This is a genomic window from Pantoea stewartii subsp. stewartii (genome assembly GCF_008801695.1).
Classification (GTDB): domain Bacteria; phylum Pseudomonadota; class Gammaproteobacteria; order Enterobacterales; family Enterobacteriaceae; genus Pantoea; species Pantoea stewartii.
Map to the genome: position 1 here is coordinate 1 of NZ_VZPF01000010.1, position 13,343 is coordinate 13,343.

Genomic DNA, 13,343 nt, shown 5'->3' on the forward strand with positions numbered 1-13,343 from the left:
GACGTGGTTGCGTTACGTCATCGGTCATATACAGGACTGGCCGGTGAACCGGGTCCGCGATCTGCTGCCATGGAAGGTCGAGCTTCCCTCTGCCTGAACGTCAATACGGTCTGAATGCGACGCTTACGTTCTTTTATTGCGTCCGCAAAAAGATAAAGTGCCACCAGCAGGTCGGGTGGCGGCATAAAAAAAGGGACGATATCTCGTCCCTTTTATCTGTATCAGAACCGATTACTGCAGCAGCGAGATATCGGCCACCTGCAGGAACAGCTCACGCAGTTTCGACAGCAGCGTCAGTCGGTTAATTCGCACCGCCGGGTCTTCTGCATTCACCATCACTTTATCGAAGAAGTTGTCTACCGCTTCACGCAGCTGCGCCAGTTCAATTAACGCATCCTGATAACGTCCTTCTGCAAAGTAAGGCTGCAGTTTGCTGCTCAGGGCGGTCACAAACGTGGCCAGTTGGATCTCTTCATTTTCTTTCAACAGTGATGCCTGAACGCTGTCATTCAGCGGTTCTGTTGATTTTGCCAGAATATTCGAGACACGCTTGTTGGCCGCCGCCAGCGCGGCCGCTTCATCAAGCGTACGGAAATGCGAAACCGCCTTCATACGTGCATCAAAGTCCGCCGGACGGGTTGGACGACGTGCCAGCACCGCCTGCAAGGTATCGATGCTGTGGCCTTCTTCCTGATACCAGGTACGGAAACGGCCCAGTATAAAGTCGATGACGTCATCAACCACGTTCGCATTGCTCAGCTTGCTGCCATACAGACGTACGGCCTCTTCGGTGAGCGTTTGCAGATCAAGCGGCAGATTTTTTTCCACGATGATGCGCAAAACGCCCAGCGCGGCACGACGCAGAGCAAAGGGATCTTTATCGCCTTTAGGATGTTGACCGATGCCGAAAATACCGGCCAGCGTATCCATCTTATCAGCAATGGCCAGCGCACAGGCTACCGGGCTGGACGGCAAATCATCACCTGCGAAACGCGGCTGATATTGCTCGTTCAGCGCCACAGCGACATCTTCGGCTTCACCGTCATGACGCGCATAGTGCATGCCCATAACGCCCTGGGTGTCGGTAAACTCAAACACCATGTTAGTCATCAGATCGCATTTTGACAGCAAGCCTGCGCGTGTGGCGTGATTCACATCTGCGCCCGTTTGTGCCGCAATCCAGCCCGCCAGCGCCTGAATACGATCCGTTTTATCACGCAGCGAACCGAGTTCCTTCTGGAACAATACGGTTTCAAGACGCGGCAGATGATCTTCAAGACGTTTTTTACGATCGGTATTAAAGAAGAATTCAGCATCCGCCAGACGCGGGCGCACCACCTTCTCATTACCAGAAATAATCTGCTGCGGCTCGCTCGACTCAATGTTGGTGACGAAAATAAAATTTGGCAGCAGTTTGCCTTCCGCGTCATAAACCGGGAAATACTTCTGATCGCCTTTCATGGTGTAAACCAGCGCTTCAGCCGGCACCTTAAGGAATTTTTCCTCGAAGGTGGCGGTCAATACCACCGGCCATTCCACCAGCGATGTTACCTCTTCCAGCAGGCTGTCACTCAGGTCGGCTACGCCACCTAAACGCCGTGCTGCGGCTTCCGCATCGGCTTTGATCATGGCTTTGCGGACCTGATAGTCGGCAATCACCTGACCGCGCTTTTCCAGCACATCCGGATACTGATCGGCGTTCTCAAGCGTGATTTCACTTTCGCCCATGAAGCGGTGACCACGGATAACGCGATCGGACTTGATGCCAAGAATCGTGCCGGGGATCAGTTCATCGCCCAGCAGCATCGTAACGGTGTGCACCGGACGCACAAACTGCACGTCGCTATCGCCCCAGCGCATCAGTTTCGGTACCGGCAGTTTGCTCAGCGCCGTGGCAATCATGCCCGGCAGCAATGCCTGCGCCGCTTCGCCTTTCACCTGAGCGCGATAGACCAGCCATTCGCCTTTATCGGTGCTCAGACGTTCAGCCTGATCGACCGTGATACCGTTACCCCGTGCCCAGCCTTCTGCCGCTTTGGTGGCATTGCCCGCTGCATCAAAGGCGGCGGCAACGGCAGGTCCACGCTTTTCTACTTCACGATCGGGCTGGGAGGCGCTCAAATGGGCGACTTTCAGCGCCAGGCGACGCGGTGCAGCAAACCAGCTCACTTCGCCATGGTTCAGATTCGCGGCATCCAACTCGGCCGTCACCTGGGCAGCAAAGGCTTCTGCCAGGCTACGTAATGCTTTCGGTGGCAGCTCTTCGGTGCCGATCTCCACCAGGAAGGTTTTCTCAGTCATGGCTGCCTCTTACTTTTTGTTATTGCACATCGGGAAGCCCAGCGCTTCACGAGAAGCGTAATAGGCTTCAGCCACGGCTTTGGTCAGGGTGCGAATACGCAGAATATAACGCTGACGTTCGGTCACCGAGATCGCCTTGCGCGCGTCCAGCAGGTTAAAACTGTGTGCGGCTTTCAGAATGCGCTCGTAAGCGGGCAAAGGCAGCGGTTTTTCCAGCGCCAGCAACTTCTGCGCTTCCTTCTCATACTGTTCGAAACAGGTGAAAAGAAAATCGACGTCGGCATATTCGAAGTTATACGTCGACTGCTCCACTTCATTCTGATGGAACACATCACCGTAGGTGGTTTTGCCTAACGGACCGTCGCTCCAGACCAGATCGTAAACGCTGTCCACGCCCTGGATATACATGGCCAGACGTTCCAGACCATAGGTGATCTCGCCGGTAACCGGTTTACACTCCAGGCCACCGACCTGCTGGAAATAGGTAAACTGCGTCACTTCCATACCGTTAAGCCAGACTTCCCAGCCCAGTCCCCAGGCACCCAGCGTCGGGTTTTCCCAGTTATCTTCAACAAAGCGAATGTCGTGTACGGTAGGATCCATACCCAGCGCTTTCAGCGACCCGAGGTACAGCTCCTGAATATTGTCCGGCGACGGCTTGATGATCACCTGGAACTGATAGTAGTGCTGCAAGCGGTTCGGGTTTTCGCCATAGCGGCCGTCGGTAGGACGACGGGATGGCTGCACATAGGCCGCAGCAATCGGCTCCGGGCCAAGTGCGCGCAGGCAGGTCATTGGGTGTGAAGTACCAGCGCCCACTTCCATGTCCAGTGGTTGAACAATGGTGCAGCCCTGGCGCGCCCAGTAATCCTGCAATGTCAGGATCAGGCCCTGAAAGGTCTTGGTATCAAACTTTTGCATGATGAGTTCGCACGCGGTTCGGCTAGATAAAAAAAGAGTGCGACAGTATACCCTTTGACCGCGTGATATGCAGCCGGAAATCCGGCGGCGCAGCCGCGAGAGTGGATTTTTGGTGTCAGATTTAGCCTGCTGGCGGCCTGTCATCGCCTGATTAACCGATACGGTTATGCGTTTTCATGCGATCCTGTGCACAGAGGGTTCTGAATCCCCGCTATTGCGCTTGTTGACGTCGACGCGACTGGCTACGCTTTGCACCGGGACGGTGCTGCGCCAGAGGACACCATGTCGCAAAAGATTTACTGGATTGATAATTTGCGGGCGATTGCCTGCCTGATGGTCATCGTCATTCACACCACAACGTGGTATCTGACCGGGCCGATGGCCATAAAAGGTCACTGGTGGGATATTGCTAACCTGTTCAATTCAGCGTCACGCATCTGTGTGCCGCTGTTTTTTATGATTTCAGGCTATCTGTTCTTTGGTGAACGCAGTACGCAGCCGCGCCACCTGTGGCGACTGCTGGGATGTCTGGTTTTTTACAGTGCCGTGTCACTGGTTTATATCAGCCTGCTGACGCCAATTGGCGAAGGCCGTTCAATTTTAAAAATGCTGCAGAAGCCGGTGTTCTACCATCTGTGGTTTTTCTTCGCGCTCATGGGGATTTACCTCTTGTCGCCCCTGATTCAGGTAAAAAGCGTGCGGCCGCGCTACGTGGCGCTACTGGTGCTGATTGTGGTGGTCCTCGCGAATCCCAATACCATGGACCAGTCGTGGGGGCGCTTTCACTGGTTGCCCATTAACCTTTACCTGAGCGGCGACAGTATCTATTACCTGCTCTACGCCTTATTAGGCCGGGCGATCGGTACCATGGACACAGAAAGGCGCGCTATCACACCGTTGGCTGCCGTGACCTTTGTGGCCTGCGTGACCGGCATTATGCTGGGTACGAAGCGCGCGTTAATCGTTAATGGTGCCTTTAACGATACGTGGTATCTCTATTGCGGACCGCTGGTATTCATTGCCGCAATAAGCGCGCTGGTGGTGTTCAAAAATGCCTTTAATCAACGTACGCTGCCCGGTCTGGCCATCATTTCGCGCTACTCTCTGCCCATCTACGGCTTTCACGCCCTGTTCATCCATTTTATTCGCACCCATCACTATGACGATATGGCGCGTCCCTGGCTCGACCTGCCTGCCGTTTTTACCGTCACGCTGGTGGGCAGCTTATTACTGGGAATGCTGCTCAGTCGGGTGGATAAACGACATTGGGTGACCTGAGTCAGCGCGTCAGGTTCCAGCCTCTGGCGCGCCACAGCGCGGGTAACGCGGCCATATCGGTGAACACGGTCACCAGCGGATGATGGAGTTCGGGATTATGAGCGTCGGCACAGTAATAAAACACCGGCATGCCTGCTGCGATACCGGCACGCGCCCCCGCTTCGGAGTCATCCACCAAAATACAGCGCTCGACGGGTACCTGCATTTGTTGGGCTGCGTGAAACATCAGCTCGGGTTCGGGCTTCCAGTGGCCAATATCGTAACCGCTGTAAAGACGGTCAGCGAAATGATTCAGCATGCCGGTGAGGCCCAGCGAGTGCTGCATCTTTTTCACCGTGCCGTTTGACACCACGCATATCGGTACTGCCATTTGCCCGACCAGTGCCTTCGCACCGGCTATCGGCTTCAGTTCACGGTCAAACAAACGGGCCACTTCGCGCCGGTAGGCCGGTTCAACGTCCTCCAGCGGCAGAGCGACCCGATGCGTTTCACTGACGTCGCGGATGATGTCATACAGCTTTACCCCTTTGTACTTTTCGAACATCTCCTGTAGAGAGAGCGTAATCCCGTACTGGGCAAAGGTGGTGACATACGCGCGGGTGCACAGGACTTCACTGTCAACCAGGGTACCGTCACAATCGAAAAAGACGCATTCAACAGACATCTGACTCCTCCTTTTGTTCGGGGTACCTTAACACGTCAGCGTGGCCCTGAGGGGCCGGGATATGGCAATCGGTTGCGAAAAATCATTGTATTGCCGGGGCAAAATCGCCAGGATACGCGCCGGTGAAATTTTCTTCTGGATAAATGGCATGAATAAACAAGGCCTTTTTCAGCGCGTATTCAAACTGCAGGAGCATGGTACAACGGTTCGTACCGAAGTGATCGCAGGCATTACCACGTTTTTGACCATGGTATACATTGTTTTTGTGAACCCGCAGATTTTAGGTGTCGCAGGCATGGATACCCGGGCAGTGTTCGTAACGACCTGTTTGATTGCCGCGTTCGGCAGCATCCTGATGGGGCTGTTTGCCAATCTTCCTGTCGCCCTGGCCCCGGCGATGGGCCTCAATGCCTTTTTTGCCTTTGTGGTCGTCGGCGCGATGGGTTACTCATGGCAGGTCGGCATGGGTGCCATCTTCTGGGGCGCACTGGGTCTGCTCATCCTGACTCTGTTGCGGGTACGTTACTGGATGATCGCCAATATTCCGCTTAGCCTGCGCGTAGGCATCACCGCTGGCATTGGCCTGTTCATTGCCATGATGGGCCTGAAAAACGCCGGTATCATTGTGGCCAACCCGGATACGCTGGTCAGCGTGGGTAACCTCAGCTCACACAATGTGCTGCTGGGTGCGCTGGGCTTCTTTATTATCGCCATTCTGGCCTCACGCAACATTCACGCCGCCGTGCTCATTTCGATGATCGTCACTACGGCGTTGGGCTGGCTGCTGGGCGACGTGACGTTTACGGGCGTAGTTTCTGCGCCGCCATCTGTCACCGCGATTGTCGGTCAGGTTGATATTAAAGGCGCGTTCAACATCGGCATGGCAGGCGTCATATTCTCCTTTATGCTGGTCAATCTGTTTGACTCGTCCGGCACCTTGATTGGCGTGACCGACAAAGCCGGACTGGCTGATGAAAAAGGCACGTTCCCGCGCATGAAACAGGCGTTGTATGTCGACAGCATCAGTTCGGTAACGGGCGCGCTGGCAGGAACGTCATCGGTGACCGCCTATATTGAAAGTACCTCCGGCGTAGCTGTCGGCGGCCGTACCGGATTGATGGCCGTGGTCACAGGCCTTCTGTTCCTACTCGTCACGTTTTTATCGCACCTGGCGGCCATGGTACCGGCCTATGCTGCGGCAGGCGCGTTAATCTATGTTGGCGTGCTGATGACGGCCAGCCTGTCCCGCGTCAAATGGGATGACCTGACCGAAGCCGTCCCGGCATTTGTAACTGCCGCCATGATGCCCTTTAGTTTTTCGATTACAGAAGGCATCGCACTGGGCTTTATTGCGTACTGTGTAATGAAGCTGGGCACCGGTCGCTGGCGAGAAATCAGCCCCTGCGTCGTCATTGTCGCCTTGCTGTTTGTATTGAAAATCGCCTTTATCGACGCGCATTAAAACCGTACGCACCAGACTAAAGGGCGGGAAAGCAGTGAGCGTTACGGTAAGCTCGTAACGCTCCAGTACCTCAGACGAACTGGCAGGCCTGCTCCAGGCTCAGCCGGGGTAATCGGGGCGGGAGCTTGTCGGGTAAGCCATAGCCCAGGTTAATGAGCAGGTTGGCCTGCCAGCTGGTACCGGCAAAAAAGGCCGCGTTCACTTTAAGCGGATCGAATCCTGACATCGGGCCTGCATCCAGCCCCAGCGCACGCGCGGCCATGATCAGATAGCCTGCCTGCAGGCTACTGTTACGAAATGCGGTTTCTTTAACCAGATCGGGTGTGTTGGTAAACCAGTTTCGCGCATCGGCATGTTGAAACAACATGGTCAGATGCTGATAAAACTCGCTGTCCCAGGCAATAATCACGGTGACAGGGGCGCGCAGGGTTTTCTCAAGGTTGCCGGAGGCCAGGGCCGGCTTCAGCTTTTCTTTTCCCTCCGCAGAGGTGACAAAAACAAAGCGACCGGGTGAGCAGTTGGCCGAGGTCGGTGCCAGGGCAACCATCTGATAGAGCTTCTCCAGCAGCGACTGCTGCACCGGTTCAGGCTGCCAGTGACTGTGCGTACGGGCCTGGTAAAACAACGTATTCAGCGCGGCATCATCGAGCGGTATCGTCATATAACTCTCCAGGAAAACATCCAGTATTTAACCTGTACGTTGCGTTCACGCTTTTGGATGCCTATTCGCCCGGTTTAGTGTGAATGACCTGGCACGCCGCAAAACGTGAGCAATCTTATCCCTCGTTATCATACCTTGCGTTACGGCAACCGATGCGCAACGCACGGCGGATTGCGTTTCTGGATGCACATTTCCACCGCCGTCTGCCCGCTGAGCTACTTACCAATACAGAAACTGGAGAAAATCCGGCCTAACAGATCGTCCGAGGTAAATTCACCCGTAATTTCACTTAGCGCCTGCTGCGCCAGACGCAATTCTTCTGCCAGTAATTCCCCTGCCCATGCGCCCAGCAGTTGATGTTTTCCCTGCTCCAGGTGGGTTGCGGCTAATTCCAGTGCCTGCAAATGACGACGGCGTGCCAGGAAGCCGCCTTCCATATTGTCGGCAAACCCCATGGTCTGTTTGAGGTGATCACGTAAGGTATCAATCCCTTCGCTGGTGCGGGCAGATAGTCTGATCAGGGCATGACCATTGACGTCCGTCAGGCCGAGCGTTTCACCGGTGATGTCCGCTTTATTCCGCACCACGGTGATCGGCAGTTGAGACGGCAGGCGAGCGACAAAATCGGGCCAGATTTCCGCCGGTTCGGTCGCCTGCGTGGTGGTGCCATCAACCATAAACAGTACGCGGTCCGCCTGTTCTATTTCATGCCAGGCGCGCTCGATGCCGATACGTTCCACCTCATCACTGGCTTCGCGTAAACCGGCGGTATCAATGATATGCAGTGGCATACCATCAATATGGATGTGTTCACGCAGCACATCGCGCGTGGTGCCGGCGATATCCGTGACGATAGCCGCTTCACGCCCGGCAAGTGCATTAAGCAGGCTCGATTTTCCGGCATTTGGCCGACCGGCAATGACGACTTTCATCCCTTCGCGCAGCAGGCTGCCCTGTCTGGCTTCCGCGCGCACCGCATCGAGATCGCGAATGACAGCATTAAGCTGCCCTTCGATTTTGCCGTCAGACAGGAAATCGATCTCTTCATCTGGAAAGTCAATGGCCGCTTCCACGTAGATACGCAGGTGAGTCAGGGCTTCCACAAGCTGGTTAACACGGACAGAGAATGCGCCTTGCAGGGAATTTACCGCCGAACGCGCGGCCTGTTCTGAGCTGGCGTCAATCAGATCGGCAATGGCTTCCGCCTGGGCCAGATCGAGTTTGTCGTTCAGAAACGCGCGTTCAGAAAACTCCCCAGGCTGCGCGATACGTAATCCGGGCAGGGCCACAATCCGTTTCAGCAGCAGATCCAGAATCACCGGGCCGCCGTGACCTTGCAGCTCCAGCACATCCTCGCCGGTAAAGGAGTTAGGGCCAGGAAACCATAGCGCGATGCCCTGATCCAGCACGCTGCCATCACTGTCGTTAAACGATAAGTAGTCGGCATAACGTGGTTTAGGGAGTTTACCCAGCACCTGGCGGGCAACCTCTGCGGCCTGCGGACCGGAAACACGCAAAATGCCAACGCCGCCGCGTCCGGGCGGCGTGGCCTGAGCAACAATGGTATCGCTATGGCTCATACATTTTCTCTCACTACAAAAAAAAAAGGCGGTCGCTTTGACCGCCTGAGCATAACCTGTTTTATCGCGGGAGACCTCCCGCGACGGTTTTACGCTTTCTTCTTGTCGCGGCTGTGTAAGCCACGTTTTTCCAGCCCGCGATAGATCAGCTGCTGCTGGAGAATGGTCACCAGGTTACTGACGATGTAGTACAACACCAGACCTGACGGGAACCACAGGAAGAACACGGTGAAAATTACAGGCATATACGTCATGATCTTCTGCTGCATCGGATCGGTCACCGTCGTCGGTGACATCTTCTGAATGAAGAACATGGTGATGCCCATCAGGATCGGCAGAATATAGTACGGATCCTGCGCTGACAGGTCATGAATCCATAAAATAAACGGCGCATGACGCAGTTCAACCGAGCCAGACAGCATGTAGTACAAGGCCAGGAAGATAGGCATCTGAATCACCAGCGGCAGACAGCCACCCAGCGGATTCACTTTTTCAGCCTTATACAGCGCCATCATTTCCTGGCTCTGCTTCTGCTTATCATCCCCTAAACGCTCACGCATCGCCTGAATCTTCGGCTGCAGCATGCGCATTTTCGCCATCGAGGTGTACTGCGCTTTCGTCAGCGGGTACATGATGCCACGCACGATGAACGTGATGATGATGATGGAGAAGCCCCAGTTACCGATAAAGCTGTGAATGAACTTCAACAGTTTAAACAGCGGCTGAGAGATAAACCATAACCATCCATAGTCCACAGTCAGGTCAAGATGCGGCGCAATCGCGGCCATTTTATCCTGAATTTCCGGACCTACCCACAGTGTGGCATCCAGTGTCTGCTGTGCACCCGGTGCAACGGTGACCGGCGCAGATTTATAGCCGATAGCCGCCACGCCATTTCCCAGATTGCTGGTGTAAAGCGTGTTGGTTCCCTGCGTGCGCGGCACCCAGGCGGTAGCGAAATACTGCTGCAACATCGCCACCCAGCCATTGGTGGTGGTGGTGTTGAGGTTTTCGTTATCGGCGATGGTATCGAACTTAATCTTTTCGTATTTCGATTCGCTGGTGGAGTAAGCCGTACCGCGGAAGGTATGCAGCGCAAAGTTATTGCTGCCGGTATCGCGGTGCTTAGGCAAATCGATGGTCTGTTTTAACTGACCAAACATTGACACTTCCAGCGGCTGCTGGCTGGTGTTGTTAATGTTGTAATCAACGTTAACTGCATAGTCGCCACGCTTGAACACAAACGTTTTGGTATAGACAACGCCGTTTTCCGCCGTGAACGTCATCGGAACACGCAGCTCGCTCTGACCGTCAGCCAGTTCGAAGTGATCCTGTGCCGTGGTATACAGCGGACGCGCACCATTGTTCGGGTTGTCCGGACCATTACGGCCAGTCAGACCGCTCTGCGCCTGATAGACAAACGATGGTGTGGTTTCAAGCAGCTCAAACGGCTTGTCAGAACCCAGCTTATCCGGGTAAGTCAGCAGCAGCGCCTGATCAACATCGCCACCGCGAGTGTTGATGGTTAATGACAGGACATCGGTCTTAACGGTGATCGTTTTACCCTGGCCACTGGCGGGAACACCGGTAGCATCACCGGCAGCGCTGTTGGTGTTTTGCGTGGTCTGGGTCTGCAATGGCTTCGGAGCGTGGTCCGTCTGCCAAGCTTGCCAGATCATGAAAGACACGAACAGAAAAGCGATGAGAAAGAGATTGCGTTGCGAATCCATCGTTAATGTTCTCTGGTATCAAAGGTTTTTGGCGGCACAGGATCGTCACCACCCGGGTTCAAAGGGTGGCATTTTAATACGCGTTTTAAAGTCAACCAACTGCCTTTTATCACGCCAAACCTGCGTAAGGCCTCAATTCCGTATTGAGAGCAGGTCGGATGAAACCGACAGTGTGGCCCCAGCAATGGACTGATACCGCGTTGATATACGCGTATCAGGACGATCAGGAACCGCGCGCCAGGCGACAGTGACGACGCCATAATTTCTCCAACGCTTCCGCCAACATACGGTTATCGAGATCGGCAACACCCTTTTTCGCGATCACCACAAAGTCCATCGACGGCAATTCATGTTGACGCAGACGAAAGCTTTCGCGGGTCAATCGCTTGATCCGGTTACGTTCGTGAGCGCGTTTCACATGTTTTTTCGCGACGGTAAGACCGATGCGGGGATACCCCAGCGCGTTAAGGCGGCCGAGAATAGTAATTTGCGGCGTGCCAGCCCGTTGTGGCTGCTGAAAGACGAAAGTGAAATGAGTGGGAGTTAACAAACGTAACTCCCTGGGAAATGCGAGCTTACCCATCAGGGTTAGCTTTATTACTTAGAAACGGTCAGACGAGCGCGGCCTTTAGCACGACGACGTGCCAGAACCTGACGACCATTTTTAGTAGCCATACGAGCACGGAAGCCGTGTGAACGGTTGCGCTTCAGTACGGACGGTTGAAAAGTGCGTTTCATGGCGATTTCTACCTAAACTTGAAAATTTTCACTGGGTGACGCGTTTTCGGGCCAACAAACAGACCGACGCCTCAATGTGTCTTTAATAAAGAGGCGGGATTGTAATAATTGTACAGTCCCGAGTCAATTTACTTCGCTTGTCGCGGTGCCAGAAAACCCGGATACAGCCCGCTGAGTCCGGGCATTGGGCTTTACGCGACAACGCCGGGGGGAGAATTATACGGGGTCTGCGTTAAAGCGCAAGGATCGCGCAGGATCTTATTGCGATCAAATTCGCCTGCCACACGTCAAAAACGAGAAGCCGTCCGAAAATTTGGATCATTCAGCACGATCCCAGGTGGTTTTTTCTGCCGCAGGCGTAGACTTTTACCCGCGTTCATGCCCTGTGGATAAAAAGGAGAAAAACTGTGTAGAAAGGGAAGATCTCTGTCGCGCTTTGCGCTATGATCCGCCCTCCCTCTGGCGATCCTCCGATGGTTGCGGGGTGGAAAACCGCTGATAGCGGTCGCAGGCGCTTTCTTTCGTCTGTGTCAAAAATGAACGTTTCTTAGATTAGTGCCTACTTTTTCTTATCGAATTTGTACGAGTGGAGTCCGCCGTGTCACTTACGCTTTGGCAACAGTGTCTTGCCCGTTTGCAGGATGAGCTCCCTGCCACCGAATTCAGCATGTGGATCCGTCCACTACAGGCTGAATTAAACGACAATACGCTTGCCTTGTATGCTCCTAACCGCTTCGTACTCGACTGGGTTCGGGATAAATACCTAAACAGCATCAACGCATTGCTGAACGAATTCTGCGGTGCCAATGTCCCGCTGTTGCGTTTTGAGGTGGGCACGCGTCCGGTTCAACACGCCGCAGCGGTCAGCCAGCCCGCGATGGCCAGCGTCAGTGCGCCGGCGGAGCCTGTGCCAAGCCGTCCGGCACCGACACAGATTTTACGTCCGAGCTGGGACAACGTGCCTGCTCCTGCGGATGTGACCTATCGGTCCAATGTTAACAATCGCCATAACTTCGATAACTTTGTTGAAGGTAAATCTAACCAACTGGCGCGCGCGGCGGCACGCCAGGTGGCCGATAACCCTGGCGGTGCCTACAATCCGTTGTTCCTTTATGGCGGTACTGGCCTCGGCAAAACTCACCTGCTGCACGCCGTGGGTAATGGCATCATTGCGCGTAAGCCAAATGCGAAAGTGGTTTACATGCATTCCGAGCGCTTTGTGCAGGACATGGTAAAAGCGCTGCAAAATAACGCGATTGAAGAGTTTAAGCGTTATTACCGCTCGGTTGATGCGCTGTTGATCGATGACATTCAGTTTTTTGCCAATAAAGAGCGTTCGCAGGAAGAATTTTTTCACACCTTCAATGCCCTGCTGGAAGGCAATCAACAGATCATTTTGACGTCGGATCGTTACCCCAAAGAGATCAACGGGGTTGAAGATCGACTGAAGTCACGGTTTGGCTGGGGCCTGACCGTGGCGATCGAACCACCTGAACTGGAAACCCGCGTTGCGATCCTGATGAAAAAGGCGGACGAAAACGACATTCGTTTGCCGGGCGAAGTGGCCTTCTTTATTGCCAAGCGTTTACGTTCGAACGTACGTGAGCTGGAAGGGGCACTGAACCGGGTGATTGCGAACGCTAACTTTACCGGTCGGGCGATTACGATCGATTTCGTTCGCGAAGCATTGCGGGATCTGCTGGCCCTGCAGGAAAAACTGGTCACTATTGATAATATTCAGAAGACCGTTGCGGAGTACTACAAAATTAAAGTCGCGGATTTGCTCTCTAAGCGCCGTTCGCGCTCAGTCGCGCGTCCGCGTCAAATGGCGATGGCGATGGCGAAAGAGCTGACCAACCACAGTTTGCCGGAAATTGGCGATGCTTTTGGCGGTCGCGACCATACCACGGTGCTTCATGCCTGCCGCAAGATTGAGCAGTTGCGTGAAGAAAGCCACGACATCAAAGAAGATTTCTCTAATCTCATCAGAACATTATCTTCGTGACGC

13 protein-coding genes are annotated in these 13,343 nt (G+C 54.3%); 4 read left to right on the top strand and 9 right to left on the bottom strand.

Annotated features, from left to right (window positions below):
- Window positions 1–97: transposase domain-containing protein (locus tag F7Q90_RS04170; RefSeq protein WP_151160719.1), on the top strand; the 97-nt coding region annotated here is incomplete at its 5' end.
- Between the two features lie 134 nt (window positions 98–231).
- Here the strand turns inward: F7Q90_RS04170 and glyS are convergent.
- On the bottom strand, window positions 232–2,301 hold the full coding sequence (gene glyS / locus F7Q90_RS04175) for a glycine--tRNA ligase subunit beta (protein ID WP_006121388.1): 2,070 nt from the start codon (window positions 2,299–2,301) through the stop codon (window positions 232–234).
- A 9-nt stretch (window positions 2,302–2,310) separates the two neighbouring features.
- Complete coding sequence (glyQ, locus tag F7Q90_RS04180) at window positions 2,311–3,222, bottom strand: glycine--tRNA ligase subunit alpha (protein WP_006121387.1); 912 nt, start codon at window positions 3,220–3,222, stop codon at window positions 2,311–2,313.
- Window positions 3,223–3,504: 282 nt separating this feature from the next.
- Here glyQ and F7Q90_RS04185 point away from each other — a divergent pair, with 282 nt between their 5' ends.
- On the top strand, window positions 3,505–4,500 hold the full coding sequence (locus tag F7Q90_RS04185) for an acyltransferase (protein WP_006121386.1): 996 nt from the start codon (window positions 3,505–3,507) through the stop codon (window positions 4,498–4,500).
- 1 nt (window position 4,501) lies between these two features.
- Here F7Q90_RS04185 and yieH read toward each other — a convergent pair whose 3' ends face one another.
- Window positions 4,502–5,164, bottom strand: a complete 663-nt coding sequence (yieH, locus tag F7Q90_RS04190) for a 6-phosphogluconate phosphatase (RefSeq protein ID WP_006121385.1) — start codon at window positions 5,162–5,164, stop codon at window positions 4,502–4,504.
- A gap of 148 nt (window positions 5,165–5,312) precedes the next feature.
- Between yieH and F7Q90_RS04195 the strand changes: the two genes are divergently transcribed.
- A complete protein-coding gene (locus F7Q90_RS04195; RefSeq protein ID WP_006121384.1) occupies window positions 5,313–6,626 on the top strand; it encodes an NCS2 family permease in 1,314 nt (437 codons plus the stop codon).
- Window positions 6,627–6,696: 70 nt separating this feature from the next.
- On the opposite strand, the gene F7Q90_RS04200 is transcribed toward F7Q90_RS04195, so the two are convergent.
- The 6 genes from F7Q90_RS04200 to rpmH form a co-directional block, all read right to left on the bottom strand.
- Entirely contained in the window at window positions 6,697–7,287 is a 591-nt protein-coding gene (locus F7Q90_RS04200; RefSeq protein ID WP_006121383.1) for a malonic semialdehyde reductase, read from the bottom strand.
- 215 nt (window positions 7,288–7,502) lie between these two features.
- A complete protein-coding gene (mnmE, locus tag F7Q90_RS04205) occupies window positions 7,503–8,867 on the bottom strand; it encodes a tRNA uridine-5-carboxymethylaminomethyl(34) synthesis GTPase MnmE (RefSeq protein ID WP_006121382.1) in 1,365 nt (454 codons plus the stop codon).
- A gap of 89 nt (window positions 8,868–8,956) precedes the next feature.
- Window positions 8,957–10,597 (bottom strand): membrane protein insertase YidC, encoded by a 1,641-nt coding sequence (yidC, locus tag F7Q90_RS04210; RefSeq protein ID WP_006121381.1) that lies wholly within the window; start codon window positions 10,595–10,597, stop codon window positions 8,957–8,959.
- Between the two features lie 2 nt (window positions 10,598–10,599).
- Window positions 10,600–10,857, bottom strand: coding sequence for a membrane protein insertion efficiency factor YidD (yidD, locus tag F7Q90_RS04215; RefSeq protein WP_006121380.1), 258 nt, complete (start codon window positions 10,855–10,857; stop codon window positions 10,600–10,602).
- Window positions 10,821–11,180, bottom strand: a complete 360-nt coding sequence (gene rnpA / locus F7Q90_RS04220) for a ribonuclease P protein component (protein ID WP_006121379.1) — start codon at window positions 11,178–11,180, stop codon at window positions 10,821–10,823. The genes yidD and rnpA overlap by 37 nt, the downstream gene beginning before the upstream one ends.
- Window positions 11,181–11,194: 14 nt before the next feature.
- Entirely contained in the window at window positions 11,195–11,335 is a 141-nt protein-coding gene (gene rpmH / locus F7Q90_RS04225) for a 50S ribosomal protein L34 (RefSeq protein ID WP_000831330.1), read from the bottom strand.
- A 598-nt stretch (window positions 11,336–11,933) separates the two neighbouring features.
- Here rpmH and dnaA point away from each other — a divergent pair.
- Window positions 11,934–13,340 (top strand): chromosomal replication initiator protein DnaA, encoded by a 1,407-nt coding sequence (gene dnaA / locus F7Q90_RS04235; RefSeq protein WP_006121378.1) that lies wholly within the window; start codon window positions 11,934–11,936, stop codon window positions 13,338–13,340.
- Window positions 13,341–13,343 lie beyond the last annotated feature (3 nt).